Annotated in this window: 30 protein-coding genes, 1 tRNA gene and 4 pseudogenes; 14 read left to right on the top strand and 21 right to left on the bottom strand. The window is 35.4% G+C overall.

The genetic code is table 11. The features are described 5' to 3' along the window. Positions 1–99 precede the first annotated feature (99 nt). Together F994_RS05905 and F994_RS17150 are read left to right on the top strand one after the other, a co-directional pair. Positions 100–1,323: pseudogene (locus tag F994_RS05905) on the top strand (cryptochrome/photolyase family protein); the annotation flags it as partial. Beyond that, positions 1,313–1,477, top strand: a complete 165-nt coding sequence (locus F994_RS17150; RefSeq protein ID WP_322740051.1) for a DUF2256 domain-containing protein — start codon at positions 1,313–1,315, stop codon at positions 1,475–1,477. The pseudogene F994_RS05905 and the gene F994_RS17150, both read left to right, overlap by 11 nt. Positions 1,478–1,663: 186 nt before the next feature. On the opposite strand, the gene F994_RS05900 is transcribed toward F994_RS17150, so the two are convergent. Then, positions 1,664–1,906, bottom strand: coding sequence for a TIGR03643 family protein (locus F994_RS05900; protein WP_092688605.1), 243 nt, complete (start codon positions 1,904–1,906; stop codon positions 1,664–1,666). 321 nt (positions 1,907–2,227) lie between these two features. Here F994_RS05900 and F994_RS05895 point away from each other — a divergent pair, with 321 nt between their 5' ends. Both F994_RS05895 and F994_RS05890 read left to right on the top strand, forming a co-directional pair. Further along, positions 2,228–2,515: a hypothetical protein gene (locus tag F994_RS05895; protein ID WP_004649273.1), complete on the top strand. Its 288-nt coding sequence runs from the start codon at positions 2,228–2,230 to the stop codon at positions 2,513–2,515. Between the two features lie 108 nt (positions 2,516–2,623). Then, a tRNA-Met gene (locus F994_RS05890) sits at positions 2,624–2,700 on the top strand. Between the two features lie 263 nt (positions 2,701–2,963). Here F994_RS05890 and F994_RS05885 read toward each other — a convergent pair. The 6 genes and pseudogenes from F994_RS05885 to trpB form a co-directional block, all read right to left on the bottom strand. Continuing rightward, positions 2,964–3,113: pseudogene (locus tag F994_RS05885) on the bottom strand (type I restriction enzyme subunit R domain-containing protein); the annotation flags it as partial. 156 nt (positions 3,114–3,269) lie between these two features. Further along, positions 3,270–3,467, bottom strand: coding sequence for a hypothetical protein (locus F994_RS05880; RefSeq protein ID WP_004649270.1), 198 nt, complete (start codon positions 3,465–3,467; stop codon positions 3,270–3,272). A gap of 70 nt (positions 3,468–3,537) precedes the next feature. After that, positions 3,538–3,765, bottom strand: coding sequence for a hypothetical protein (locus F994_RS05875; RefSeq protein WP_004649269.1), 228 nt, complete (start codon positions 3,763–3,765; stop codon positions 3,538–3,540). 110 nt (positions 3,766–3,875) lie between these two features. Then, positions 3,876–4,091 (bottom strand): cold-shock protein, encoded by a 216-nt coding sequence (locus F994_RS05870; RefSeq protein ID WP_004649268.1) that lies wholly within the window; start codon positions 4,089–4,091, stop codon positions 3,876–3,878. A gap of 551 nt (positions 4,092–4,642) precedes the next feature. Next, on the bottom strand, positions 4,643–5,425 hold the full coding sequence (trpA, locus tag F994_RS05865) for a tryptophan synthase subunit alpha (RefSeq protein ID WP_004649267.1): 783 nt from the start codon (positions 5,423–5,425) through the stop codon (positions 4,643–4,645). Further along, on the bottom strand, positions 5,422–6,633 hold the full coding sequence (trpB, locus tag F994_RS05860; protein WP_004649266.1) for a tryptophan synthase subunit beta: 1,212 nt from the start codon (positions 6,631–6,633) through the stop codon (positions 5,422–5,424). The genes trpA and trpB overlap by 4 nt, the downstream gene beginning before the upstream one ends. Positions 6,634–6,735: 102 nt before the next feature. On the opposite strand from trpB, the gene F994_RS05855 reads away from it, so the two are divergent. From F994_RS05855 to F994_RS17795, 3 genes and pseudogenes are all read left to right on the top strand, one after another. Further along, complete coding sequence (locus tag F994_RS05855) at positions 6,736–7,623, top strand: LysR family transcriptional regulator (protein ID WP_004649265.1); 888 nt, start codon at positions 6,736–6,738, stop codon at positions 7,621–7,623. A gap of 673 nt (positions 7,624–8,296) precedes the next feature. Further along, the gene (gene ribA, locus F994_RS05850; RefSeq protein ID WP_167555796.1) at positions 8,297–8,902 is read left to right on the top strand and encodes a GTP cyclohydrolase II; all 606 of its coding nucleotides are present in this window, start codon (positions 8,297–8,299) and stop codon (positions 8,900–8,902) included. A 186-nt stretch (positions 8,903–9,088) separates the two neighbouring features. Beyond that, positions 9,089–9,687: pseudogene (locus tag F994_RS17795) on the top strand (IS5/IS1182 family transposase); the annotation flags it as partial. A gap of 295 nt (positions 9,688–9,982) precedes the next feature. On the opposite strand, the gene F994_RS05840 reads toward F994_RS17795, so the two are convergent. The 7 genes from F994_RS05840 to F994_RS05810 all read right to left on the bottom strand — a co-directional run bounded on the left by F994_RS05840 (position 9,983) and on the right by F994_RS05810 (position 16,525). Then, entirely contained in the window at positions 9,983–12,568 is a 2,586-nt protein-coding gene (locus F994_RS05840; RefSeq protein ID WP_004649263.1) for a sensor domain-containing protein, read from the bottom strand. 497 nt (positions 12,569–13,065) lie between these two features. Continuing rightward, positions 13,066–13,401 (bottom strand): carboxymuconolactone decarboxylase family protein, encoded by a 336-nt coding sequence (locus F994_RS05835; protein WP_004649261.1) that lies wholly within the window; start codon positions 13,399–13,401, stop codon positions 13,066–13,068. 56 nt (positions 13,402–13,457) lie between these two features. After that, positions 13,458–13,853: a rhodanese-like domain-containing protein gene (locus tag F994_RS05830; RefSeq protein WP_004649260.1), complete on the bottom strand. Its 396-nt coding sequence runs from the start codon at positions 13,851–13,853 to the stop codon at positions 13,458–13,460. Positions 13,854–13,963: 110 nt separating this feature from the next. Beyond that, positions 13,964–14,746 carry a sulfite exporter TauE/SafE family protein gene (locus F994_RS05825; RefSeq protein ID WP_004649259.1) on the bottom strand — a complete coding sequence of 261 codons (783 nt, stop codon included), beginning with the start codon at positions 14,744–14,746 and terminating at the stop codon, positions 13,964–13,966. Positions 14,747–14,816: 70 nt separating this feature from the next. Beyond that, positions 14,817–15,689, bottom strand: coding sequence for an MBL fold metallo-hydrolase (locus F994_RS05820; protein WP_004649258.1), 873 nt, complete (start codon positions 15,687–15,689; stop codon positions 14,817–14,819). Between the two features lie 2 nt (positions 15,690–15,691). Beyond that, positions 15,692–16,108 carry a DUF6691 family protein gene (locus F994_RS05815; RefSeq protein WP_004649257.1) on the bottom strand — a complete coding sequence of 139 codons (417 nt, stop codon included), beginning with the start codon at positions 16,106–16,108 and terminating at the stop codon, positions 15,692–15,694. Then, on the bottom strand, positions 16,109–16,525 hold the full coding sequence (locus tag F994_RS05810) for a YeeE/YedE family protein (RefSeq protein ID WP_004649256.1): 417 nt from the start codon (positions 16,523–16,525) through the stop codon (positions 16,109–16,111). It lies immediately after the preceding gene. Positions 16,526–16,635: 110 nt separating this feature from the next. Between F994_RS05810 and F994_RS05805 the strand changes: the two genes are divergently transcribed. Beyond that, positions 16,636–16,950: an ArsR/SmtB family transcription factor gene (locus F994_RS05805; RefSeq protein WP_004649254.1), complete on the top strand. Its 315-nt coding sequence runs from the start codon at positions 16,636–16,638 to the stop codon at positions 16,948–16,950. Between the two features lie 153 nt (positions 16,951–17,103). On the opposite strand, the gene F994_RS05800 is transcribed toward F994_RS05805, so the two are convergent. Beyond that, positions 17,104–17,382 (bottom strand): helix-turn-helix transcriptional regulator, encoded by a 279-nt coding sequence (locus tag F994_RS05800; RefSeq protein WP_004649253.1) that lies wholly within the window; start codon positions 17,380–17,382, stop codon positions 17,104–17,106. After that, a complete protein-coding gene (locus tag F994_RS05795) occupies positions 17,375–18,667 on the bottom strand; it encodes a type II toxin-antitoxin system HipA family toxin (RefSeq protein ID WP_004649252.1) in 1,293 nt (430 codons plus the stop codon). The genes F994_RS05800 and F994_RS05795 overlap by 8 nt, the downstream gene beginning before the upstream one ends. Before the next feature lie 497 nt (positions 18,668–19,164). Between F994_RS05795 and F994_RS05790 the strand changes: the two genes are divergently transcribed. Together F994_RS05790 and F994_RS05785 are read left to right on the top strand one after the other, a co-directional pair. Further along, on the top strand, positions 19,165–19,425 hold the full coding sequence (locus F994_RS05790; protein WP_004649251.1) for a helix-turn-helix domain-containing protein: 261 nt from the start codon (positions 19,165–19,167) through the stop codon (positions 19,423–19,425). Beyond that, a complete protein-coding gene (locus F994_RS05785; protein ID WP_004649250.1) occupies positions 19,422–20,609 on the top strand; it encodes a type II toxin-antitoxin system HipA family toxin in 1,188 nt (395 codons plus the stop codon). The genes F994_RS05790 and F994_RS05785 overlap by 4 nt, the downstream gene beginning before the upstream one ends. Before the next feature lie 502 nt (positions 20,610–21,111). Here F994_RS05785 and F994_RS05780 read toward each other — a convergent pair. Next, a complete protein-coding gene (locus F994_RS05780) occupies positions 21,112–21,333 on the bottom strand; it encodes a helix-turn-helix domain-containing protein (RefSeq protein WP_034696742.1) in 222 nt (73 codons plus the stop codon). Positions 21,334–21,528: 195 nt separating this feature from the next. Between F994_RS05780 and F994_RS05775 the strand changes: the two genes are divergently transcribed. Further along, positions 21,529–21,780 carry a hypothetical protein gene (locus F994_RS05775; protein ID WP_004649248.1) on the top strand — a complete coding sequence of 84 codons (252 nt, stop codon included), beginning with the start codon at positions 21,529–21,531 and terminating at the stop codon, positions 21,778–21,780. 204 nt (positions 21,781–21,984) lie between these two features. On the opposite strand, the gene tnpA is transcribed toward F994_RS05775, so the two are convergent. After that, entirely contained in the window at positions 21,985–22,380 is a 396-nt protein-coding gene (gene tnpA, locus F994_RS05770) for an IS200/IS605 family transposase (protein WP_228128038.1), read from the bottom strand. A gap of 39 nt (positions 22,381–22,419) precedes the next feature. Between tnpA and F994_RS05765 the strand changes: the two genes are divergently transcribed. After that, positions 22,420–23,487: an RNA-guided endonuclease InsQ/TnpB family protein gene (locus F994_RS05765; protein WP_004649246.1), complete on the top strand. Its 1,068-nt coding sequence runs from the start codon at positions 22,420–22,422 to the stop codon at positions 23,485–23,487. Positions 23,488–23,510: 23 nt separating this feature from the next. On the opposite strand, the gene F994_RS18055 is transcribed toward F994_RS05765, so the two are convergent. The 3 genes from F994_RS18055 to F994_RS05755 all read right to left on the bottom strand — a co-directional run bounded on the left by F994_RS18055 (position 23,511) and on the right by F994_RS05755 (position 26,083). Beyond that, positions 23,511–23,738: a hypothetical protein gene (locus F994_RS18055; protein ID WP_456049060.1), complete on the bottom strand. Its 228-nt coding sequence runs from the start codon at positions 23,736–23,738 to the stop codon at positions 23,511–23,513. A gap of 54 nt (positions 23,739–23,792) precedes the next feature. Continuing rightward, positions 23,793–24,740 (bottom strand): transposase, encoded by a 948-nt coding sequence (locus F994_RS05760; RefSeq protein WP_004649245.1) that lies wholly within the window; start codon positions 24,738–24,740, stop codon positions 23,793–23,795. Between the two features lie 140 nt (positions 24,741–24,880). Next, positions 24,881–26,083: a tyrosine-type recombinase/integrase gene (locus F994_RS05755; RefSeq protein ID WP_004649244.1), complete on the bottom strand. Its 1,203-nt coding sequence runs from the start codon at positions 26,081–26,083 to the stop codon at positions 24,881–24,883. A 250-nt stretch (positions 26,084–26,333) separates the two neighbouring features. Here F994_RS05755 and F994_RS05750 point away from each other — a divergent pair, with 250 nt between their 5' ends. Then, complete coding sequence (locus tag F994_RS05750) at positions 26,334–26,684, top strand: helix-turn-helix domain-containing protein (RefSeq protein WP_004649243.1); 351 nt, start codon at positions 26,334–26,336, stop codon at positions 26,682–26,684. Between the two features lie 32 nt (positions 26,685–26,716). Beyond that, positions 26,717–26,964, top strand: a pseudogene (locus F994_RS17140) (IS6 family transposase); the annotation flags it as partial. Between the last annotated feature and the right edge of the window lie 11 nt (positions 26,965–26,975).

The following is a 26,975-nucleotide window of genomic DNA, read 5'->3' as shown; positions in this document are numbered from 1 at the left end:
GGGCCTGACTCCCTACGAATTCATCTGTAAACAATGGACAAATGAACCTGAACTTTTTAAGATTGATCCGATCCATCAAATGCCGGGACTAAACAATTTACCCAATGTGGGGAATATAGGCTACAACATGAAATTGAGAGAAACTGGAGTACACAACTCCAGCTGCCAGTGCACTGTTTGGATGACGACCGTTTCTTTTGCAGCTCAATGCAACTCAGGCAATGGGCTGGCAAATATAAAACCCTGCGGATGGAATATTTTTATCGTGAGATGCGCAAACAAATCCAATATTTAATGCAGGGGCAGCAACCGATTGGTGGGCAATGGAACTATGACAGTGCAAACCGTAAAAGATGGTCAGGCAATCCTCCCCTGCCTGCTCTACTAAAATTTGAAAAGGATCAGATTGATGCAGATGTGATTGAGTTGGTCAAGCGAGAGTTTCCACAACATACGGGGCATCTTAAGCATTTTCACTGGGCAACAACCCGCAGCAATGCCTTGCTTGCCCTGAATCATTTCATTAAAAATAGTCTACCTAATTTTGGAGATTATCAGGATGCTATGATTTATGGTGTAGATTATTTGTTCCACAGTGCGCTTTCTCCTTATTTAAATTGTGGCTTACTGATGGCGAAAGAAGTCTGTGATGCTGCTGAAGCAGCTTATTATACAGGTCATGCTCCATTAAACTCAGTAGAAGGTTTTATCAGACAAATTCTCGGCTGGCGGGAATATGTTCGGGGTATCTACTGGGTGAACATGCCAGAATATGCAAATAGAAATACACTCCAACACGTAACCCCTTTACCCCAGTACTACTGGACGGGTCGTACCCAAATGGCCTGTATGACAGAGTGTTTTAGAAATACCTTTGAACATGCCTATGCACACCATATTCAGCGACTGATGGTTACAGGTAATTTTGCCTTGTTAAGTGGGGTTGAGCCTCAACAAATCAGTGAATGGTATCTTGCGATGTATGCAGATGCCTATGAATGGGTCGAATTGCCGAATACCTTAGGTATGGTGATGCATGCAGATGAAGGTTTACTCGCAAGTAAACCTTACGCGGCTTCAGGAAATTACATCAATAAAATGTCTGATTACTGCAAATACTGCTATTACAATGTTAAAACTAAAATCGAACCAGACAGTTGTCCATTCAACAGTCTGTACTGGTATTTTATGATCAAGAATGAAAAGTTTTTTCGTTCCAATACGCGTATGCGAATGACTTATCAAAGCTTGGATAAAATGCAAAATAAAGAGCAAATCGTAGCGCATGCTGAAGACTTACTCAGCCGACTAGATGAATTATAAGTTGATGAAAAAACAGCATCTACCAGAAAAAATCTGTGCCTACTGTCTGCGTCCCTTTACATGGCGAAAGAGATGGCAACGCTGCTGGGATGAAGTGAAATATTGCTCTGAACGATGCAAACGCCAGTCGCCGCTCAGAAAATCAGCCCAATAAAATGGAAATAAAACATCTTTATTTAAGTCGAATAATTCATATTTAATGGCAGGTTTTGATCAACTTTAAATTTAATATTTCTTGTAGATTAAAGGAGTAATTTTAAAAACCTAAATCCCTAAGACTTCAACAAGTTCAAGCAGGATGGCGGAATAAGAGACTCAACCATCCTGCCACATTTTATAGTTAATGATGCTTATACTGACGTGTACAATAACCACGGATTACTTCTGACGAACGTAACTGTAAATGCTTGGTTTTACGCCCTGCCACACGTTCACGCCACAACTTAAAACTACCCAACTTTAAATTTTGCCGCATTAATCGAATCACAGCAGATTCATTCAGTCCAAACTCACGCTTTATGGCTTCAAAAGGTGTTCTATCTTCCCATGCCATTTCAATAATCCGTGATAGATCTGCACCCATGTATTCGATAGTATTATCCACAGCATCGCCCTTATTTTGTTGAAAATATAAATATCAAAATTATGAAGATGAAAAAAAATAACCAACGGTCTATATCGTATAAGCTATCTTTTCTAATCTTTTAAAAATATTGTTTATCTTTCAATTTTAAAAGACGCAAGATGAAGAATTTGTGATTTTTTTATCTCTAAATAACTTAAATCGTGGATAAGAAATTAACTTGAAAGTTTAGTCATCTAACTGGACTTATTTTATTAATTTTTAATTGAATTAGTATGAGCTATTGTTGGTATAGTGATCCGTTACTCGGATACTCCTAATATGAAAGATACTTATAAATATCTATACACCCACATTAGTATATTTGGATCTTTGCCAACGCATAAAGTGTTTATAAGTCATACTAGCAATAAGTCAAAATTAATTTTTGCTGATAATACTTTTATGTATGGTTTAGTTTCTGATTGGGCTTTGAAAAATTCAGATTTTGCTAGTGATAAAGTTACTTGGATAGAAGAGCCTAAATCCTATTTGGAAAATGAAAAAAAGAAGCTGGTTTTATATAAGTCCTCTCACCCTCTATTTATAACTGAGTCAGAAATTCGATAGGTTTAGTTGAATTGTCTCGATATTTAGTGGTTTTTTGGAGACTTAAATATTTATTTAAAATAAAGATTGTATTAATTCTTAATAACACGTATAACGTCACTTCGTTGATGCGGGATGGAGCAGTCTGGTAGCTCGTCGGGCTCATAACCCGAAGGTCGTTGGTTCAAATCCAGCTCCCGCTACCAACGAGAAAGATTTAAAGTTTATACCCTAATTTGCTTCATGCTTATTAGGGTTTTTTTATATCTATATTTTAGATAGCTAGATTCTGATAATAAAAACTTGGCAATTAATCAGAAGTTCTGCATTTGGTGCTACAGTAGCTCAGTTGATTATTAGTGAGTAACTAAATTAAATATTTGTATCAGTGGTGATTTAGATGGTCAAGTTATTGACCTAAAAAACATAATTACCATTCAAAATACGATTGGTTTGAGAAAATGCTTAAATCCCCCCCTCTCAGGAACACACTCACCACAAGTAGAATATCAATTTGTTTCTTTTTTACATTCCAAACAATATCAATATCACGGTAATATGCATAAAACTGATCATCTAAATTAAAGTTAGTGTTAACTTTTTTATTGTATTGCATTATCGCTATCTTACTCGGCCTATTAATTTCCTTTAAAAAAAATATTTTATGCTCTTTGTTGAGTATGTATAAAAATCCCCAACAGAATGTCGGGGATTTTTTTATAAAATTTAGTTCTAATAATCTGTATTAAGATAAATTAAATAGAATTCAGGTTATCTATATAATTTTGAAAATTTTCCCGCTTAATGTACTTTGAAAAAACATTTCGAAACTTGGCCGAATATCTTCACCATCAACGGTGATATGTTTTACATTAGAAGACGATTGCGTATTAGCAAAATGCTTATCAACTGTTGCTTGAATAGCGTGTTTAACACCAAATTGATCTTTCACACTGATACTTTGTTTAAGCATTAATATACCTTTAATAATATTGTAGTAGAGAAATATATAAATTTAAATATTTGATATATATAATTATTATTTAAATAATTTTATGCTTTAACTTAAATAGTTGGTGTAAAGAAGTATAAAATGTACGATCATCTAAATTTAAATCAACTACAATGCCAGACTGAAGAAGAACTCTTTTTCCTACTTCAATTTTTTTTAAACCTTGACGTGTATTTTGCATTTTATTTAGGGGAATTAACGATACTATAATTTCAGTACCATTTTTAGATTTTGCAATTAAATCATTTATTTTTAACAACTTATATCCTATTTTTGAAGAATCTTCCGATCTGGAAAACAACTTTAAAATTAAATTTTGGATTATAAAAAAGCACTGATTAGTGCTTTTTTATTACTGCTTATTATTACTTATATAGCAACAATATTTACAGCATTTGGTCCTTTTTGACCTTGAGCTACACTGAATTCAACCATTTGACCTTCAAGTAAGGTTTTGAAACCTGAACTAGCGATTTCGCTAAAATGAGCAAAAACATCTGGACCTGATTCTTGTTGAATAAAACCAAAACCTTTAGTTTCGTTGAACCACTTCACAGTACCTTTAACAACATTTGAGTTTGACATAATATATCCTACTGATTTTTAATAATTTTTAGTCAAATTATTGACTGATTATAACTTTGAAAATAATAAAGAATGAGACTTAAAATCTGAAAAAACGAAGGATTATGACTAAAACTGCGATACTTAAAGAAGATTTACCGAAACAAGACTTTTTTCTAGTTGAGTTAACTATACACTAAAAATTGAATTAATCAAGTTTTCTTATATATATATTTATTTTTATTATAAATATATATATAAGGATTCATTAAAAATTTAATTTTTTCAATAAAATTAACATTTTATTGAAATTGTAACAAAACAAGGTTACTCTCTCATCTGGTAAGATTGATAAGTAATGAATGCGATTATATAACTCTGTAATAACAATATTAGCGTTTTTAATTTCGGGAATGATGATTTTTTCCCATATGCAAACCTTATATCACCCTCCAAATTTGGCTACATTATTTATTGCTAAATGATTAAAAATAATAGAAAAAACCGCCTAATGAGCGGTTTTTTCTATTAGTCATGCTAATAAAAAATATCTTGAATAAGTACAAAAACTATTAGTTATCTCTAAGTACTTTTGCAAATTTTTTGACCTTTTCTATTGTCGCATCCACACCTTGCTTAAAAAAAGTTTCAACCAGTGCTGAGCCGATAACAACCATATCTACTTTATTTGCTAAGGTTTTAACATGGCTTTCATCTTTGATCCCAAAGCCAATTGCAATAGGGATATTAAAGATTGGTTTTATTTCAGCAATCTTTTCTTCAAGATTGGGCAGATTTAAATTTCCTCCGGTTAGGCCATTTTCTGCAACTTGATATAAAAAACCTGTAGCACTCTCTGATATTTTTTCTAATCTATCAAATGGAGTGGTTGGAGCTGTCATAGCAATTAAGTGCATATTTTTTGCATTTAATATCAATTTAAAATGATCTTGATATTCATGTGGCACATCTAAAATAAGGATGCCATCAATAAGGTTTTCTGTTTTAAATACAAGTTTTTCGAAATCGTATTGCATAATTGGATTTAAATAGGTCATGAATACAATAGGTGTTTTATTATCATTTAACCTTATTTTTTTGACCAGTTCGATAGTTTTACTCACAGTTTGACCAGCACTTAAAGCTCGGATATGAGCGGCCTGAATGATTTCCCCATCAGCAACAGGATCAGAAAATGGAATGCCAATTTCAATAATATCTGCTCCAGCTTGGCCTAATTGACTAAATAAATTACAGCTTTCTGAGAAGTCAGGATCTCCAGCAGTAAAATAACACACCAGACCGCTTCGCTTTTCCTGTTTTAATTCCTTTAATTTTTGGTCTAAACGGTTCATTCTGTTACTCCTGTGAGATATTTTTTGACTGTATTTAAATCTTTGTCACCTCTCCCACTTAAATTGACAATAATGGTCTGTTCAGGCCGCATTTCTTTGGCCAATTTAATTGCATATGCGATAGCATGAGCACTTTCCAGTGCAGGTATAATTCCCTCCTGTTGACTTAAAATCTGAAATGCATTAACTGCGTCCTCATCATTTACAGCAACATAAGTAACGCGCCCTGTTTCAAACAGGATGCCATGCTCAGGACCAACCCCAGGATAATCTAATCCTGCCGATATAGAATGTCCGTCTAGAATTTGTCCATCTGAATTTTGTAATAAGTAAGTCAAATTACCATGTAGGACGCCAACGCTACCTTTTGAAATAGATGCAGCGTGCTCATCGCTGTTTGTTCCTTTTCCACCAGCTTCAACCCCAAACATTTTGATATTCGTATCTTGTAAAAATGGGTGCATTAAACCCAATGCGTTGGATCCGCCACCCACACAGGCAACTAAAGCATCAGGTAGTTTATTTTCTTTCAGCAGTATTTGATTTTTAGCTTCTATGCCAATAATTTTCTGGAACTCTCTCACTATGGTCGGATAGGGATGAGGACCTGCACCCGTTCCTAATAGATAATAGGTCGTATCTACATTACTGATCCAGTCACGTAATGCCTCATTCATAGCATCTTTTAGGGTTCCACGACCTTTCTTAACGCTTTTAACTTTAGCTCCTAGTAATTTCATTCGATCAACATTCATTTGCTGACGATGAACATCCGTTTCACCCATGTAAATGGTGCATTTAAGCTTAAAGAGAGCACATACTGTTGCTGTTGCAACACCATGTTGTCCAGCACCTGTTTCCGCAATAATTCTGGTTTTACCCATTAATTTAGCCAACAAGATTTGTCCAACACAATTATTAATCTTATGGGCACCTGTATGGTTCAAATCTTCTCTTTTAAGATATATTTTGGCTCCCCCCGCATACATTGTGAGATTTTTTGCATAAAACAGAGGGCTAGGTCGACCTACAAAATCTGTTAAAATTTGTCGGTATTCAGTCCAAAACTCGGCTTTATTCCGAATAATATTAAATTCTCGCTCTAGGTCTTGAAGCGCAGGCATAAGACTTTCTGGCATATAGCATCCGCCAAATTTACCAAAAAACCCTGATTTATCAGGACCATTACCTGTATACAGTGTTGTCATTTTATATCACTTGAAGAATCAAAATTTTCTTCATCTTAAAAGATTTCCATTTTTTTGATAATTGATATATTTTTAGATCATGATGTTAGAAAAATTCACACTATGAAAGGTAGAAAGTTACCACCATTAAATGCTTTGAAAGCATTTGAAGCGGTGGCTAGAAATAGAAGTTTCAGCTTAGCTGCAGAAGAACTATGCGTAACCCATAGTGCTGTTAGCCATCAAATAAAACAGTTGGAAGAATGGCTTGATAAAAAATTGTTTATTCGACATTCCTCAACTATCTCTTTAACCAGAGATGCAGAAGAATTATTCTGCCTTTGTACTCACTTTTTTAACGATCTGGAAAAATGTGTCTTTGAGTTAACAAATAAATCTTCTGACGTTGAAATTGTTATTGGAGCATCTCATAGTTTTATGGCGAATTGGCTCATTCCACGATTAGAAAAACTCGAAATAATTTATCCGAATATCCATGTTAAATTAATGACATGCAATGATTTAAAGTTACTAGAAAAAGAAAAAATTGATATTTTTATCAATAGTTTAAATCTAGATCAAATGCTTCCAGAGTCTTTAGATAAATACATTTTATTTCCTGATAACATGGGACCTATTTGTAATCGTAAAACATATAATCTAGACACAATAAATGATGTTTTGAATTATCCACTACTTCATACCAATTCAAATAAAAATGCATGGAATATATGGTTGGATAGATCAAGGCTTCATTCTCCGCATAAATCAAGTGAACGTTATTTTGATAGTCTAAATTTAATGATAGAGGCAGCTGTTTCCGGCTTAGGTATTGCAATAGCACCTCAAATTTTAGTAGAAAAAGAAATATTGAGTGGAAGGATAATGGCTCCTTTTGGCTTCATATATTGTGACTATAATTTTTATGCGGTAGTAAGAAAAAATAGTGCCAACAGTGAGGTTATGAATATTGTTAATTGGTTACAGTGCGATGCCAAAACAACTTCTTAGATAACCTGAATCTCGGATAAAAAATTGACTTGAAAAAGGTGGCTGAAAACCATTAGAGAGTCACCACTCAACCTATGCCCTCAGCCACCATGTTCCTTACCCCATATATGGCTCATACATATTTCTTCTGCATGATTGATGAGTTTTTTCAAAAATTCGATAACCTATTGGCGTTTTTTGAAACACAACAAAAAGCATTTGAGAATGCAGCCTTCTCAAGAAAAACCTTATTGAACTTCTTTAGAGGAAATATAATCTGGTAAAGCTATAAAGTTTGCACTCTTACTGGCCATTTAGCGAGGATCTATGCTTCTTTATGTGTCTATCAGCTTTGTCTCCCAAAGAAGCCAACAATTCAATTTAGTAAAGTATTCGCTTAGCAGGATTCAGATTGATTAGTGAAATCATTAAATATTTTTGTTTTACTCATATATTTTCACAAAAAATTCACTATGAAACAACTACTATTATGATTGAAATTTAATATCTCAAAGATATTATTAAGTTAATTTTAGCTGGATTAATTACGGCAATACTTACTACATTTGATGTAGTAAGTATTTATTTAAAAATTTATTATTTTAAAGATAATATCCGTAAATTATATCTATTTTTAATGCTTAGTGATGAGTATTTAATTTTAATTTTTCCTAAAATGTAAATGGATGAATCAGTGACTATAGAATTCGTGGCTAAATCTAAATTACCTACTGCTTTTGGCGATTTTGAAATTATAGCATTTCAAGATTTAAGTACTGGTGAAGAACATGTTGCTCTTTCTAAAGGGCTAGATACTATTCCAATGAAACCAATATTAGTCAGAATACATTCTGAATGCTTAACTGGCGATGCCTTTAGTTCATTAAAATGTGATTGTGGTCCACAATTACATTCCACAATGAAAATGATTAGTGATGAAGGTCAAGGAGTGATTTTATACTTACGTCAAGAAGGTCGGGGTATAGGTTTGACTAATAAGATTCGTGCTTATGCACTTCAAGATCAAGGACATGATACTGTTGATGCAAATTTGCTTTTAAATTTACCAGCAGATGCTCGTCACTATGATATGTGTACTATTATGCTTGATTATTTAAGAATTAAAGAAGTAAGGCTAATTACTAATAACCCTCTTAAGGTTAATTCATTGAAAAATTTAGGTATTAATGTAGTTGACCGTGTCTCTATAACAGTAGGGTTAAATATTTTTAATAAAGGATATTTACAAACGAAACAGGAGCGCATGTCACATATGTATGAAGAAATTGACTTTAAGTAAATTAAAATTTCATTCGTATTTAAAATAATACACAATACGTATTATGCAAAGTATAGCTATTAAAAATCTACTAGTAGAAATATTCGCCTTTAAAATAGATCTCTTGCGAAAGTAAAAATTTGTTATACTAGCCCCATAAAATATAAAAATTTAACTCAATTTAACAATCCGGAATTTTAACGACTCATTGGAGTTCATAGCACCTTATTATTAATAAATGGTATTTGTATTACAACAAGCTCAACTTGCAAAGAAAAATATGGAAGACCTGATTCTTTGTGTTTATAGGATATAATTAGTTTTAACTTTAAATAACTTACCTTGAGATATAACTTAATTTAAGCTATCCACTGACTATATAGTCTAGCTGAAAGCTATATAAATTGTACTATTCAGAAAGTTGAAAATGCTCTAATTTAATCACGAATTTTTACATTACATAAAAGGAATCAAAATTTTAGTCAGGGTGATTATGTGGTTATTGATATCACAAATTAAGCGACCTAAAAAATTCTATAGCGGTAAAAAGAAGAAACATACGTTAAAAACACAAGTCATTTTCAACCCGCAGTTAAAAAAAATTATAAGTATTCAGATCGACACTGGCAGAAAATACAAACTGTAGATTACACATGAATATTTGAAAAAAATTATTATTTATCATTGCATTATGACTAATTTAGCCGACAAAAGACTTCATTAAATTAAGTATAAGTTATTAACTCCCATAAAAAATAAAGAATTCATTATTACCCAAGATAACAAAACAGATCAGAAAATGGATACTCTTAAATTAACTTCCGCAAGAGGTCTAATAATATTTCTCTTAATTTTTTATATTAATTATTTAATCCTGATAACAGATAGAAAATCTCCTTTAAAACCATTAAATAAAAATTATATATTTATAAAATATCATTAATTTTTCTAAATACTCATATCAAATCAAAATATTTTTTACTCTAAAAACAGTCTTCATGCTTAAGAAAAACAAATAGCACTCCTTAAATAGAGTTCGGGTTGTTTAGCAATTAAATTTATTAATTACTAAACAATATAAATTTTAAATTAGAATATTATTCAATTTTCAGCTTTTAAATAACTATCTAATGACATATATATCAGTTTTAAATCAGTTATAGGTGCTGGTCGCGCATAAAAATAACCTTGTAGAAGATCACAATTTTGTTGATAGAGTAAACTAGCTTGATCTAATGTTTCGACTCCTTCTGCCACCACTTCTAAATTAAGCTGATGTGCAAGATGGATAATAGACTGAACAATAGCTGCATCTTGATGATTTATAGTAAGGTTTTCAATAAAACTACGGTCTAATTTTATTTGATTAATAGGTAAACGGCGTAAGTAGCTGAGACTCGAATAACCAGTTCCAAAATCATCTATTGCGACTTGTACACCTAAAGCGCGTACCGATTCCAAAATTTTTATTGCTCTATCGGTTCCATTAATAATTACTCCTTCCGTAATTTCAATTTTGAGTAATTTCGCAGGTAAATTACTGACTTCAAGTACATATTTAAGCCCTTCTAGAAAGCCCGTTCTACAAAACTGTAAAGGAGAGATATTAACCGACACGGTAAGATCGCTATTATGTTTCCTATTCCATTCAGAAATATCTGTACATGCTTTTTCTAACACCCATTGGCCAATAACTACAATTTGTCCCGTTCTTTCTGCTAAAGGAATAAAAACATCGGGGAAGATGTAGCCCCGCTGTGGATGATACCAGCGAATAAGAGCTTCCACCCCCTTAACCTTTCCAGTTAATGGTTGAATAAGCGGTTGATAAAATAGATTGAACTGTTTCTCTTTCACTGCTTCCATAAGTTCAAGGCGAAGATGCGCATAATCTATTTTTTGGACAACCTTGTTATTATTTTCTTCATACCAGCTCCAAGTATTGCGCCCTTGTCTTTTGGCCTCCTGCATAGCTAAAACAGACTGAGATAAAAGTTCTGAAGAGTGCTGTATGGAATTGTTATTTGTTACGATGCCAATACTAGCACTCAGATGTATAGTGTGACCCTCGACTTGAAAAATTTGTGAAATAAGATCAAGAATTTTTTCAGCAGTTGCGATTACTTTCTTTGGGTCATGGGGATCTGCCATCAACACTACAAACTCATCTTCGGCATAGCGGCTGAGAAGATCATCTGGGTTTAAAAATTCTTGAAGGCGGCTTCCAACATTCTTGAGAACTTTATCACCAATTACATAACCTAAACTGTCATTCATTGATCTAAAGTCATCCAGATCTATGTAAAACAAGACTAAAGGTTGTGGATTGTACTGTTGTTTTTTAAAAGCATCTTCTAAAAAGTTTTCAAAAATTATTTGATTGGGTAAGCCAGTTAAATGATCATGATTATGTAGATATTCCAAATATTCTTCATGAATACGTTGCTGGGTAATATCTTCCTGAATCCCTAAGAAATGAGTGCAATTATCATCTTGATCAAAAACAGGTCCCAGCATTAAGCGACTCCAGAACCAGCTTCCATCTTTACAATAATTTTTTACAGTAACAAAAACCTCTTTTTGTTCTTCTACTGCTTGTTTGAGTAATGTAATCTGATCAAAATCTGTATCTGCACCTTGTAAAAAAGAACAGTCTCGCCCCATGACTTCTTGTTCTGTATAACCGGTTAACTTGAGAAAAGCTGGGTTAACATAGACAATTAACATTTTTTCAGATGCGTCAGTAATAAATATACCATTCGGACTTGCATCTACTCCACGTTTTAAGAGGCGTAAAGTTTCCTTATTTTTGCGGCGTAGGGTAATGTCACGTGCGATTGCAAATATACCAGTAACTTTTTGGTTTTGAATAATAGGTAAATTAGTCAGGTCAAGCCACAAGATCCCACCAGAAGCATGGTAAGCAGGAGTTTCATAGTGTTTAGCCCTGCCTTGTAGCGTTTCTTCAAATGCTGTATCAACTAGATCATGATATTCATCAGGTATAAATGTCAAATAATGTTTGCCTTGAATTTGTTCTTCAGAAAAACCTGTAATTTCACGACAAGCGATATTAGTATTTATTACATAGCCTTCTGTATCAAATTCAAAAATCACATCAGGATGATAAGTATAAAAAGAGCTGTATTTTTCATTGATTGCTAATTTTTGCTGGCGTTCATTATCAAGTTCAATAGCTAAAGCAACTAAGGCCGCGGCTTGCAACAACAGATTAATATTTTGTTCAGTAGGTTCTCTTTTAATGCGGTAGTAGGTTCCAAAAGTTCCGTATAAAATACCTTTTGCACTAATAATCGGTGTAGACCAACAGCTAGAAAGCTTTTCTGTCTGAATTAATGCTCGGTAAGCTTCCCAATTGGGATCTTCCATTAAGTTAGGACTAATCACTAGCTTATGCAGAAATGCAGCCGTGCCACAGGAACCCTGATGCGGACCAATTTTTAAATTATCAATAGCTTTACAATACTGCTTAGAAAAGTGTTGATTGCCACTAATAAGTTTTAAAGTCTGATCCTGTTCTGAATAAACCATAATGGTGACTAAGGCATTTGGAATATGCAATTCAAGCCATTTGGAAATTGTGTTTAAAATAATTTTAAGTTCACTATGCTGCCCAATAAGATTAAAGATCTGATAAGTGTCGTAACTATTAAAATTATTCTTCATTTAAAGCGCTGCCTTCCTTAGCTTTTTTACATTTTAGATTTATTTCTAACTTAATTTTTATAGGAAATCCATATTAACTCCCTATAAAGACTATTTTATTAAAAAAAGTAGAGTTTAGGAAAAAATTCACACTCTATAATAGAACTATGAGTTAAGGGTTCTAGTTATTTAGATCTTAGATTCTCAGATGAAGTGCAACAAAGCCGCATGAAGTTAAACTCGGCATTTGGGGCTTTTTCAGATAGGTACTACAGAACAACTTTTGAGTAATCCCAAACCTTGGCTGAAAATGGATAATGTTGCTGTTTCGCATTTTCAGCCAAATAAAGACTATTCCATCTCTTGCCATCTGCAATAGCCAGTATTTTTCCCTCTATTGGGACCTAATCTGCTATCTCTTGAATAAAATGGTTAGGTGAAATGCTATAAAGATCCTGTGTTTGCGAATAAAGACTGTCCCAATCCTGATTTATATCTATTTCCAATGATTGAGTAAATTAGGCCGTGAATTCTTTAAACGCTTCCAATGCATTGGCTGCATACATTAAAGAAGGACCACCGCCCATATAAACTGCGATTCCAAGCACCTCTTCCAATTCTTGCAATGTCATCCCCATTTTCACCAATGTCCTAACATGAAAACCAATACAACCATCACAACGAGCGGCAACACCAATAGCTAAAGCAATAAGTTCCTTGGTTTTGGGATCAATAACACCATCCCGCATTGCTACCTGTGACAATTGATTAAAACTTTTCATTAAATCAGGAGAATCCTGCGCTAACGTTTTTAAACTTCCTGAAATGTTTTGGGTTAATTCTTTGTACTTCATTATGCTCTCACTTGAATATCTGTAGATTCGAGTTGGATTTGAAATCGAATATCAGGTTATTTCTCCACTGAATAGCCCTGTTCTAACCATGCTTGATATCCTCCTTGAACGGATTTCACCTGAGTAAACCCCATATTCTGCAAAGCATCTGTAGCCAATGCCGAACGGCCACCTGTACCACAAATCAAATAAATTGGCTGATCTTTCAAATACTCAAGGGCTTGGACGGTATCACAGTGATGATTGGCTAACGGATGCTGATGAATGCGCATTTCTAATACCCCACGCGGATAGTTCACAGCACGATCTATGGCTGATGCTTGGAATTCTTCAGGCTCTCGAACATCGATCAGGATCGTTTTATGGTTTTTGATTGCATCAAATAAGTCATGTACACTGACTTCCTGAATTCGGCTTTTCGCTGTTAAAATTAATTGCTCTGCGGTTTTCATCACTATTCACCTCTACTGATTCATAACAATCTGTTGCGTGTTTAAAAATGCGCATCTCTATTTTCATTAAAGTTTCATCTTTTAAATATGTCTCCTGTCAATTCGCAGTATTAAGCTATTACGGCTGTATAGATCAAATATAAGGCTACACCAATCACAGTCGTTGCAAAAATCTTTTGCACTCGATTAGCATCTATCCGATGTATTAAACTGCGCCCAATTAACATCCCTACAATACACGCCATAACGAAAGTCAGCGTGACTGAAACAGGATATTGAAAGCCATCCAGCACGTGGGCAGAAATACTGACACCGCCAATCAGAAAAATAATCATCAAGGAGGTCGCAACGATACTGCGCATATCGAGGTCTGTCACTTTACGTAGTGCTGGAACAATCACAAAACCACCACCCACTCCAAGCAAGCCAGTTAACAAACCTGCCACCATACCAATAATACCGAGAGACAAAGCAGTTTTCATATTCCAGATCAGGCGACCTGTAGTTTGATTAACCTTGCACAGTGCATTTTCATGATCATGGACTTTATTAAAGAATATCCGGTAAGCGACGAGCAGCATCACTAGAGTGAATGCTAGTGTTAGCCATACTGGAGATATAATTCCTGCTAGATGCACACCATAACGTGCTGATGGAATGCTGATGAGAGCAATCCAAAGCGCAGCACGATAACGCACTATACGTTTGAATAAACCTTCAAATGTTCCAACCAAGGCGGATAGAGTGACTGCAAGTAGGCCCACAGGGGCAGCCTGTGCTACAGTCCACCCTTGACTCGCCATGAGTGCCGGCACAGCGAGAATACCTCCACCAGCACCTGTTAACCCTAGCAAGCCACCAATGGCCAAGCCTTCCAGTATCAACATCCACATAGCCCACACCCCTCTTTAAATCAAGCAATTCAACAAAAGACAAACCTTGTTGTTTAATCTTGAAACTTGTTTATCTGAAATAGTTAAGTGGAAGTTTCAAATAAGAAACTCCATTCTCTTCTGGCTCAGGGAACTGTCCGGCTTTCATGTTGATCTGTATCGAAGGTAAAATTAGTTTTGGCATACTCAAACCCGAATCGCGCTTATTACGCATTTCTACAAATTCAGCTTTGGTCGTACCATGATGAATATGAATATTTCGGTTTTTTTGCGTCTGAAGATCCGTCTCACACACATAGCGATCACGGGTTTGTGGTAAATAGTCATGGCATAGAAATACTCGGGTACTCTCTGGCAGTTCAAACAGGCGTTGTACCGAATCAAAAAGTATTGCTGCACTGCCCCTCGGAAAATCACAACGTGCCGTACCATAATCTGGCATAAACAAAGTATCCCCGACAAAGACAGCATCACCGATGACATAACTTAAGCAGGCCGGTGTATGTCCGGGGGTGGGAATGTTATATGCTTCGATTGAACCAATCTGAAATTTCTCATCATCTTCAAATAGGTAATCAAATAACTGCTGGGCATTCCATTGCTTAATATCCAAATGATAGATCGCAGCAAAGATCTCCTGTACCACAGCAATTTTTTGACTCATGGCAATCTTGCCACCCAATTCAGCTTTGAGATACTGCGCTGCGGTCAAGTGATCGGCATGGACATGGGTTTCCAGAATCCATTCGACTGTTAACCCCTGTACTTTGACATATGCAATAATCTGATCGGCATGTGTGGTCGAAGTGGTTGCAGATGCAGCATCATAATCCAACACACTGTCAATAATTGCGCATGCCTGAGTTGAAGGATCACTCACCACATAACTAAAAGTATTGGTATCTTCATGAAAAAAATCTTTTACAACTGGGGAATTTGACATCATTAAGCTCCTGCCCACTTACGGTGAATCAACACGCCTACAAGCATCGCGACAATAAAATACAGGACCTGATAATGTCCAAGGCCAATCAAAGTAAAACTTGGTGCAGGACATACACCAGCAATTCCCCAACCGATACCAAATAGCAGGCTGCCAATGATTAAGCGTGGGTCAAGTTTTTGACTGGTTGGCAATAAAATAGGTTCGTTAAATACGGTTTTCGGTGCTGCAGAACGCATGGCTTTTTGAAAGGGAATAAATGCCACGGCAATTGCACCCATCATCACAAAGGCTAGACTGGCATCCCAGTCACCAAATAAGTCTAAGAAGTCGAGGACTTTTTCCGGATTCGACATACCTGATACCATCAGCCCCACAGAAAACAAACCGCCAAAAAAGAAAGCCAGAAAGTTTTTCATCTAGAAAGCTCCTGTGATATGACGAATCATATAAACAGTGACAAAACCAGCAAACATGAAACTCATGGTGGCCACGATAGAACGTTTAGACAAACGACTTATCCCGCAAATGCCATGACCGCTGGTACAGCCTGAACCTAAGCGTGTACCAAAGCCGACCAAGACACCCGCAACCACCATCATCAGCGGACTCGCATTCAACTCAATTTCTGGCTGAACAAACAGTCCATAGATAAATGGCACCGTGATTAAGCCCAATAGAAACCAAATTGCCGGTGTTTTAAACATCGTTGTAGGGTTCAGCACCTGTCCGATTAAACCACTGATTCCAGCGATACGACCATGTACATATAGGTAACCCACCACGGCTATGCCAAGAAGCAATCCGCCTAGAAATGCAATCAGAAAATCATGCATAGTAATATACCCACTTACAATATATGTTTTAATATTATATAATAATTTTAATTATTCAAGAAAAAGATTTGAATTTTTTGTATCTCATTATTAATTATTAGGACGCATTCATGAACACTACTCAGTTAAAAACGCGAATAGACTTTTCACAAGTCGATCTTGTCAGTGATTGTCTAAAAGTTTTGTCAAACCCAGATCGTCTTAAAATTCTATGTGTTTTAGTAGAAGGTGAACTCAATGTACAGCAAATTGAAATACGCACTAATATCTACCAACCAACCTTGTCACAACAACTGACTGTTTTAAGAAACAATCAGATTGTATCGACACGACGGGAAGGTAAACAAATTTTTTATCAATTAAGCGATATGCGCATGTTAAAAATCATGCAGACGTTATATGATTTATACTGTACAAATGAATAGTGGCTATTCAGAGCTTTATAGATGCTTGCCTAGTTTTTTTTGGGATGTAGCTTTTCTAGACCAACGTTATGCAAGTGAATAAAATGTTATTTGAATAGTCTTCAGATATAGACTTTATTGGAACATTTAAATAATAGACAGGGATTTCCATTTTCATTTTTTTACAATTAAGAGTTTTAACCCAAATGCATTGAGCAGTTTATACATAGTTTCTAATGTAGGGTTTGCATCTGGTTTTTCTAAATTTTGTAAGGTCTGCAATGAAATTTTTGTGATTTTCGCCATATCAGATAAGGTGAGATGTAATTCGGTTCGAATGAATTTTGCGACAACATTGATTGGCCAGTCAGGATTTTGTTGAATCATCTCTAAGACATATTGTCTTTTTTGGATTTGTTCTATTTGCGATAAAGGAGTGAAGCGCTTATCCATGACAAATCTCCTTCAATTGATTGCAAATATTCTGAATACGATGTGCGCTATTATCTATAATTTCAGTATCAATCCCAATCGATAGCATCTTGTCTAATAAACCTTGATATAACGGCAATTGTTCTGAAAATAATGCTTTGACTTGGTCAATAGATAACGTTGTACACTCAGTAATTTGATTGGCGATAGAGGCCCATTGATGATCATCTTTCTTCCATCGCGTACATCTCGCGATTCCATCAGGATGTAACCACATTGGGGCAAAATCAAATAAGGGGGATAAGCATATTTCACCATTCGTCAATCTTTGAAAGGCCGTATTTCGGGTATGATTATCCTTATTACCCAATGCAATATTAGCTAAATCTCGTTTAATGTATTCAATAATCTCCTGCTCTGGATCGGTACAGTATTGCGTGATCACGCTACAGACTTCGTTATGGGTCATCGTAACGCCGAAGCCAACTTTTCCACTAAATGCAGCAAGACTTTCTTGGGCGATTCGTTCAACACCTTGATCCGTCACTTGGCGGTCGAAACGTGGAATGAATAAGGTTCTTCCATGTAACTCAAGTGCTTTGAAAACACGTAAACCTAAATATTCAGCCAATTGCATATATAGGGCTTCTTGATTCAAAATTTTATTCAGCCGCTCATCTGTACCTCGACTAAATTTGACCAGCCAATGTTGTTTGGCCGCAAGATCAGGTAGTGCATGATCTAAATAAAATAAATCATCTTTGCCCTGAGTCATTAATAGTTTTGGCCATTCACCTTGCACACCAGAAGAGCCTGATATAAATAGCCCAAAAGAAGCCAAGGACTCCAGAAATTCATCACTACGCTCAATAATTTCCTGTAATGAAAATCCTTGAACCAATTGATCAGAATATTGCTGTAAAAGCCATTCATGAGCTTCTTTAACTCTTAAATTTCCAATCGGATTACTTGCACCTATTCTCAGTAATGACCAATCAGCAGACTCTTCTTCATATTCTGGGCGCCCTAACCTTCTTAATAGTTCTTTTCGACCATAACCTTGGGGTAAGAGATCAACCAGAAATGCGGGCCAAGTTGGTTCAGTATTACTTTCGAGGTTCACAGGATAATGATTTGAAACTGCATGGCCATCTCGTAACTCCATATATTCAATGGCATGCTCCATTGAATAATACGTACCACTACTGGCCTTCCAACCTTTAGCTTCATCTCCAATCAATTCAATGGTCGCACAATCTATCCATTGATTTTGTAAGAATATTTGAATTGAACAGAATTTATTCATAAATATATTAAAATAGTAAAGTATGGCCAGTTTGACCCATTATACAGCTATTATAATAGTAAACTAGACTTATTATTGTATGTGAAGTTCTAAAGAGTTATAGGTTTTAATTACTACCTATTTTATAGATAGATTTAAGCTAAATCTGAGAAATTATCCTAAAAGCATAGGTTTCGTACCAATACGCCAACATTAAGAAGCCTATTTCACCTCAGACTATTTTAGATGAAAAATGTGATACTTAATGAGGATAATTAAATTCTTATTTTGACATTTTTTCGCAATAAATAATAAAAAGTCCACAATATTCATCAATGTAGATATGGTTCCAATGGTCAACGTTCTCCATTAGATTATGAAAAGGTCCATCAAAAGATGGTTATGTGTATCTAGAATTTTGGTGGCTATTCACTATTAATATATTAGCTATATAGATAACTTTTTACATTTAATATAATATATTAGCTATATAGCTAATATATTATGGTCAAATTGCTATGGCAAGTAGAGTAGAAATTGGCAAAAAAGTTCGGATAGAGCGAAAAGCCCTTGGCTATACACAGCAAAAATTATCTGAATTGATTCGAATCAATAAAACTACAATCTCAGAGATCGAGAATGGGCGATTTACTGGTTCTTTTAATATATTTGAGCGTGTACTTGATGCAGTCGGTCTACAGTTTGATGTATCTCCAAAGCGACATTCACTGCCTCATTGGGATGAGATTGAAAATATGTTTGCTGAGGATGACGAATGAATACACAAACCAACCTTTCTACCAAAATCACGGTGTGTGCTAATCAAGCTGAATTAGGCATATTGACATATGGTTCAGTGCACCACTATCAGCCAACACAAGAAACACAGCATGTATCACTCACCATGACTCAAAGAGGCATGGATGGTTATTCTTCTCGTGCATTACACCCAATATTTGCTCAAAACCTACCTGAAGGGTTTAATCGACGATTAATCGCTGAAAAGCTTTCAAGATATGCCAAGGTCAATGATATGTATTTATTGGCACTGCAAGGTGATCAAGGCATCGGAATGCTCTCATACAAAAGTGAGCTAAATTTGCCCGAAGCTGATTCTTTGAGCTTGGGTGAGATTCTATCCTATCGTAGCAATGAGCCCCTTTTTCCACAGCTATTAGAAAAATACTATCTCAGGACATCATTGGCTGGTATGCAACCCAAAGTAAGCATTCCAAATGCAATTACTGTTCAAACGGATATAACAGTTCAACAGAGGGATTTGATTGTAAAGTCGTTTGATTCTGAATTTCCACTACTCACTGTCAATGAATTTGTCTGTATGCAGGCTGCGCGGCAGTGTGGACTTGAACCACCAAAGGCTTACTTGTCTGAAAATTTAGAAACGTATGTAGTAGAGCGATTTGATAGCTCCAATGATGGTACAAAACTAGGCTATGAAGACTTTACGACGCTCATGAAAAAGTCAAATGACCCAAATGCGAAATATACAGGTAGCTATGAAACACTATTGAAAGCAACCTATATATACACAGGTAGTGCAGCTGAAGTTGAGAAAATGTATAAGTACATCGTATTTAACTGTTTAATCGGTAATGGTGATGCACATCTTAAAAACTTTGCTCTGCAATATTCCGCAGATATGAAGAACATTTTTGTTTCACCACCATTTGATATTACGCATACACTGATCTATCAGTCCATTGATAATAAAATGGCACTCAAACTGGCTGGTAGCAAAGCATTTCCATATCTTTCACATCTCATCAAATTGGCTGAAAGTAGCCAATTTAGAATTAGAAATCCTAAAGAAATCATAGAATCCTTTAGCGAAAATATATTGGACTATCTTCGCACCTCAAATGAGGTTCAGCTATTCGATGGATTGCGGACATCTATAGAACATTCAATCTCAAACATTATTACATCAAGCCCTAATACTTGAAATTTTCAACATGAAAAAATAATATATTCATATAGTTAATTTTAAAAATAACGCAAAAAGATCTTTTACTATCCAATATCATCTTCATTCATATAATTTTGCGATTAATAAAGGCTTATACCTGCGAAATTCACCTCCTATCTTATAATCATCAACTTCCTTAGATCTTTTTGATCAGCTATGAAGCTCTAGATTTCTTTAAGGACTTCTTATAAAGCGCAAAGAGGTAAATTATTGCAGGAAATACAATGACAGCGTAACATGTACTTATAAATTGCAGTGAAGTCATTGGTAATTCCTTATATTGCAATTTGCACTACATGGAACTTACCCTTAATAGTTGGAGCTATTATGGGTAAGCTCTCAATTCTTCTTATGAATAAATTAATCGCTATCTTTAGATTTATCCCATTATAAAAATAATGAGATAAATCTCTGTTTTTGATTTTTTTATAAAAAAAGTATTAGACCTGATAGAAAGACTTCTAAAAATAAGTATTAGTTAATCTTTTACTTCAACCTCTTCTGCATACTCAAACAAGTCATTCATCGTGCAGTTAAAGTATTTACATAACTTATCGGCAACTGGTAATTCAATACGCACAGCACGGTCATAATACATATTTGTGAGCGTATTGCGATTGATTCCAGTTGCATGGACCACGGCACTTAATTTTAAAATTTTTCGATCGCCCATGAGGCTGGATAACTTACAAGTAATCATATTTCAATTAATTTACAAAAAAATAACTTGCTGTGGGTTATTTTAAGTTGTTGGCTGAGTAATACTTTGCTAAAATTAACCTACAGCAGGTTATTACGGCTTATAGAAAGTATATTTGATCTATTTCAATTAAATTATAACTTTTTAAATGTAAGGATTGAATCTACATCAGATTATTTTATGGAGATGAACGCCGTGTTGCCAAATGAATTATTGATCAGCCAGCCAGCTCGTGACTTAGGAAATCAGTTAATTAGAGAAATGAACATCAATAGATGTTATGGTATGGCTAATTTTCTTGGTGTCAATTCTTGCTATGATAATCATCAGGCTGTACTTATTTGGACATTTCAACTGCTTGAAAGGGAACCTACGTTAAATGAATTCGCAGAAATTAAAAAATATTTTCTTTTATTCTTTCCAGATAGTGCTTATCAATTAGCCTAAGCTTTATGTATAATTATTTTATAAATAACTAAAATTTAAAAAATCAATCAGATCTCCTCCCCTCATGTTCTTCATATCAGTCCTAACTAAATTTAAATAAAATATATTTTTATTTAGTTAACAGCTATTGATCTACTTGAAAGTTTGTTTATCAAATGAGTCGTAAAGCACCCTCATTCATGGGGATGATATAAGGCTCTGCTTCTAGTGTTGTGTCTGCTGTTGCTCAATGTATTGCTTAATGATTTCTAATGGCGCACCGCCACAACTTGAAGCAAAGTAGCTTGGCGACCAAAGTGATCCACCCCATAACTTGTTCTTGATCTCAGGAAAGTCTTTCCTTAAATGCCGACTCGATACGCCTTTTAAACTATTAACCAAATTTGAAACAGCAACTTTTGGTGGGTAGTTAATTAATAAGTGAACATGATCATCCTCACCATTAAATTCAGTCAATTTAGCTTCAAAGTCTAAACATACTTTTTTCAACATCCCTTCCATTGCATCAAGCATAGGTTTTGTAAAAACATCTTTACGATATTTCGTCACAAAGACCAAGTGAATATGCATATTAAAAACACAGTGCCGACCTGATCTTATTTGTTAATTTTCCATTATAGACCAATTAACATGTAATGTATGAAAACACTTAAGTTACGCATAAAAGATAAACATTGCAAGGTGTTAGACCAATTAGCATCTGAGGTGAATTTTGTCTGGAATTATGTCAATGATTTGTGTTTCAAACATCTACAACGCAAAGGGCAATTCTTTTCAGCTTACGATGTGGCGAAATATACCAAAGGCACATCAAAGGAATGCAATTTACATAGTCAAACTATTCAGGCTGTGACAGAAGAATTGGTTATTCGAAGAAAACAGTTCAAAAAAGCAAAATTAAAATGGCGTGTGAGTAATAAAAAATCTGCTAGATGTTCCCTTGGTTGGATACCCTTCAAGAAAGTCGCTGTAAAATATGCGAATGGCTATATTCAGTATGGTAAGCACCAATTCAAACTATGGGATAGTTATGGGCTGTCAAAATATACGGTCAAAACAGGCTCATTCGTTGAGGATAGTCGTGGACGTTGGTATGTCTGTTTAGTTGTAGATTCACCGAAGCAAGAGAAGCCAACAGAGACTAAAGCAATCGGTATTGATCTTGGTTTAAAAGATATTGCCGCCTGTTCCGATGGTACTGTGATCTTTAATCCCAAATTCTATCGTCAATATGAGCAGAAATTAGGAATAGCTCAACGCGCAAAGAATAAAAAGCGTGTCCGTGCATTACATGCCAAGATTAAGAACTGTCGTAAAGATCATTTGCACAAGGCAAGCAGTATGCTTGTGAAAAATAATGCACTGATCGTTATTGGAGATTTAAGTGCTCAGAAGCTTGTAAAAACTAAAATGGCGAAATCTGTTTTAGATACAGGTTTTTCAGCATTAAAAACAATGCTCACGTATAAATGCGAGAACGCAGGGGTCTTGTTTGAGGAAGTGAGTGAAAACTTCACGACCCAAGTTTGTTCGAGCTGTGGTGAGATCACTGCAAGCAGTCCGAAAGGTAGAGCAGATTTGCGAATAAGAGAATGGCGTTGTTGCAATGAAAAATGTCTCAGTTTAAATGACAGAGACATTAATGCAGCACTGAACATTCTTGCGCTTGGGCATAAGCGTCTAGCTGTAGGAATCTCCCTCTTTTAAGGCATAGGTATCTACACATTTTTTTATAAATCGAATGCGATTTTAGCAATCGCATTCAGCTCATCAGGCGAATACTCTGACAATAACTGAAGGGTGTTCAATAGTATTGAAAGCCCTGCCAATATGGCAGGTGCACTTTCAAGCTTGCCTCTTTTTTGTTGCCGACCTGAAATTCGGGTGAGAAATGCCCGAATTCTCATATTCTGCTCATCTGTAGCACGTTGCACTCGCCATGTCAGCACACAAGCCATACTGCTGATCAGTAGTCTTCTCAGGATTGCTTGAGGTGTCGTTTGTAGCCATGCTTAAACGTCATGTCCTGCCTGCTTAAGCAATTTGAAATAACATTCAATTGTCCAGCGCCAGTAATACCATGTACTCAATTCTGCTGTATCTATATCCATTGCAACATTACTCAGCAAACACCATCTCGCCACAATTTTGCCGTCACAATCCTTAACCACAGAAACAACCAGCCTTGCATCGACAGCATCTCCCTGCTCAGGAACTACCCGCTTCCCTGAGCTATCTTTCTGCTTGGGTTTTGCTGCACGTGTTATGCGTATATGGGTCTCACCCACATGCAAAGTATGCTGATTGCCTTTGTAGGAAATATTTTTGATCGAATGCGTTTCTATCTTTTCTGCAATCTCGCCAACCTTGTATGTCTGACCCTGATACTCGACTCGATGACCTTCTTTAGCGCGAATCAACCATTTAAATCCTTGATAATTCATCTGTCTAAGGTGGGCAATTGAATCTCCTTCACGGTCGATAATATGGACTAAGGTCTTTTGTACTACAGATTTCTCTATATGCTGTATTTGATGAAGAAGAGAGTTTAGGTGTGTTTCACGCTGACTGTGGTCATCTGTAAACGTTGAATAACATCCTGTTGCATCAGACAAAGTCTGGGCAAGAGGTGCAACAGGAAGTCCAGATGCAGCATCGACAAGTAGGCTGCTTTGTAATTCATAGCCTGTATCGTATTGATGGGTTCTTTGACGACGCTGAGTTTTATTGTTGTGTTTCACATATTGTAATTGAGACCAATCATGAACAATCAGCGCATAAGAGTGAGAGGATTGATCAATCTGTTCAAATGCAAGTTGCTGTATTGGTTCATTCAATTGCTTGAAAGAGATTTTTTCATTATTGAGGAATCGCCAAACGGCCTGAGTAGTTGCAAAGCTAGACTTCTGGGCAGAGGCAATTTCTTTAATTGCAGGGGCAAGTGAAGAAAGAGGATTCATATTAAGTTTTACGAGGGCGTTGTATCGTCTGACGAGACGTGTATCCAGACAGGAGATGTTAAATTGAAGAGCATGCTCTTCAAATTAACCTAAAGCTTGGGATTTGTGTAGATACCTATGCTTTTAAGGGGGAGAGGATGTCAACACTTAGCATTACTCAAATAATCAGCCCACCACTGCATCATTTCAGTTCGTTGAACTAAATATTCAGCATGATTATAGCTTGCACGTGTACGATTCTTATCAATATGTGAAAGTTGTGCCTCAATCCAATTCTCTTGGAACAAACCAGAGTCATTCAAAATCGTACTGAAAGTAGAACGTAGTCCATGAGAGGATAATTGATGTTTACCATAACCCATTTTACGAATAGCCATATTTAATGTATTGAAATGAATCGGTTGATTATATTTTCGTGGGCTGGAAAAAATGTATTTGTCACCAAATGACCATTGCATTACATCTTTTAAAATCTCTAAAGCCTGATCTGAAAGTGGAACTAAAAAATCTGGAATTTCATGCCCTAATATAACTTTCCGTCGAAACTGTTTAATATGTAAGGCTGGAATCCTCCAAATTTTATCATTTAAATCAAAATGATGAGGCTCAGCTAATAACAATTCAGCCCCTCGCACGCCAGTATGTAATTTAAACATAAGTGCTTTTTTAACAATTGGATGGGTATCCAACTTTTGTAATTTATTCATAAAATCGGATATATCCTCCGCTTTTAAATAAGGGTAGTTCTTCTTGATTTTATTGTTGACGGTAATTTTATTTAAACCATGGGCGATATTGTATTCACAATAACCCATCGCTACAGCGTAGTCATAAATTTGGTTCAAATAACTACAAGCTTTCTTGACAGGTTCTTTTACTTGGCGCGCCTCTATTTTTTTAATTACTGAAACTAGGTCATAGCGCTTAATGTTTTGAAAAGGCATATCCTGAAGATCTGGATAAATGTCATGCTGTAAACATATTTCTGCTAGCTGTAAAACACCACAACGCGGTGAATCATTGAATGCATTCTTAAGTTTGAATTGTAACCAATCTTCCCCTACTTTACGAAAAGTGATTAATTTGGAAGAGGTATCTTTTTCAAAACAAAAATTATTGTCTCTAAAATCATCTCTCACTTGTCGTGCCTTTTTCAGAGATAAATCAGGATAAAGCCCTAACTGAATGCGGCGACGTTTTTTTGTTTTTGGATCTGTATAGCGATAGCACCAAGATTTTCTTCCATTAGGCTCAATTTTCAGGCTAAGTCCATCTTCGTCGGATAAAAAACAAGTTTTATCCTTGCAATGAGCTTGGCGGACTTTAATTTCAGTAAGACTCATGAATTTTAAATGAAACCTATCAGAGAATTGGTCAGATCAATTATATCAAAATAGGAGGGAATATATATGATGCGTATGATACGCATCATATAAAAATGTAAAATATTATTTTTATTAGATAAATATTATAAAAATTAGTTTTTGGTAACCAGTATAGTTACCACTACTACATACTTAAGTATCCAATTGATCAAGCTTCATTTATGCAATTTTAAAAAGGGCTAATCTGACCATCGTACAAAATTTGAAGATGACTTCTGTTAAAAATCCCATCTGTCAAATTGTTAAAATTGCGATTGCTATCTGTAGGAGAAGTTTATTACGTGAAGGTTTTTCTAAGCGTCATATTGCACTCAGATTAGAGCGTGCCCCATCTACGATTTGTAGAGAGATCAAACGTAATCGAAACAGAAATGGTTACTTTGCTAAACATGCTCATAAGCTGGCAAAAATACGTCATAGCTCAAATCATAAAACTGTTGATCCTGCTGTATGGAAACAGGTCAAAAATTATCTTGCTCTGCAATGGAGTTCTGAACATATTGCTTCATATATTGCTGCCAGTATGCATGGCACTGTTGCAAATAGCCTGACATGCTAAGCTAAATATCTTGTTTGTCAGAGATACAGTTGATGAATCCATTTCATGGTCGGCATTTTCGTGGCGAAATCATTCTTTGGACTGTACGTTGGTACTGTAAATACGGTATTAGTTATCGTGAACTTTAAGAAATGCTTGCTGAACGAGGTGTGAATGTTGATCACACCACATTTATCGTTGGGTTCAGCATTATGCTCCAGAAATGGAAAAACGGTTACGCTGGTATTGGCGTAATCCTACAGATTTACATTCATGGTATATGGATGAAACTTATATCAGGTGGTGTTTAAA

The organism is Acinetobacter bohemicus ANC 3994, from assembly GCF_000367925.1.
GTDB classification, from domain to species: domain Bacteria; phylum Pseudomonadota; class Gammaproteobacteria; order Pseudomonadales; family Moraxellaceae; genus Acinetobacter; species Acinetobacter bohemicus.
The sequence above is the reverse complement of the archived record's forward strand: the minus strand, read 5'-3'. Positions and strand labels throughout refer to the sequence as shown.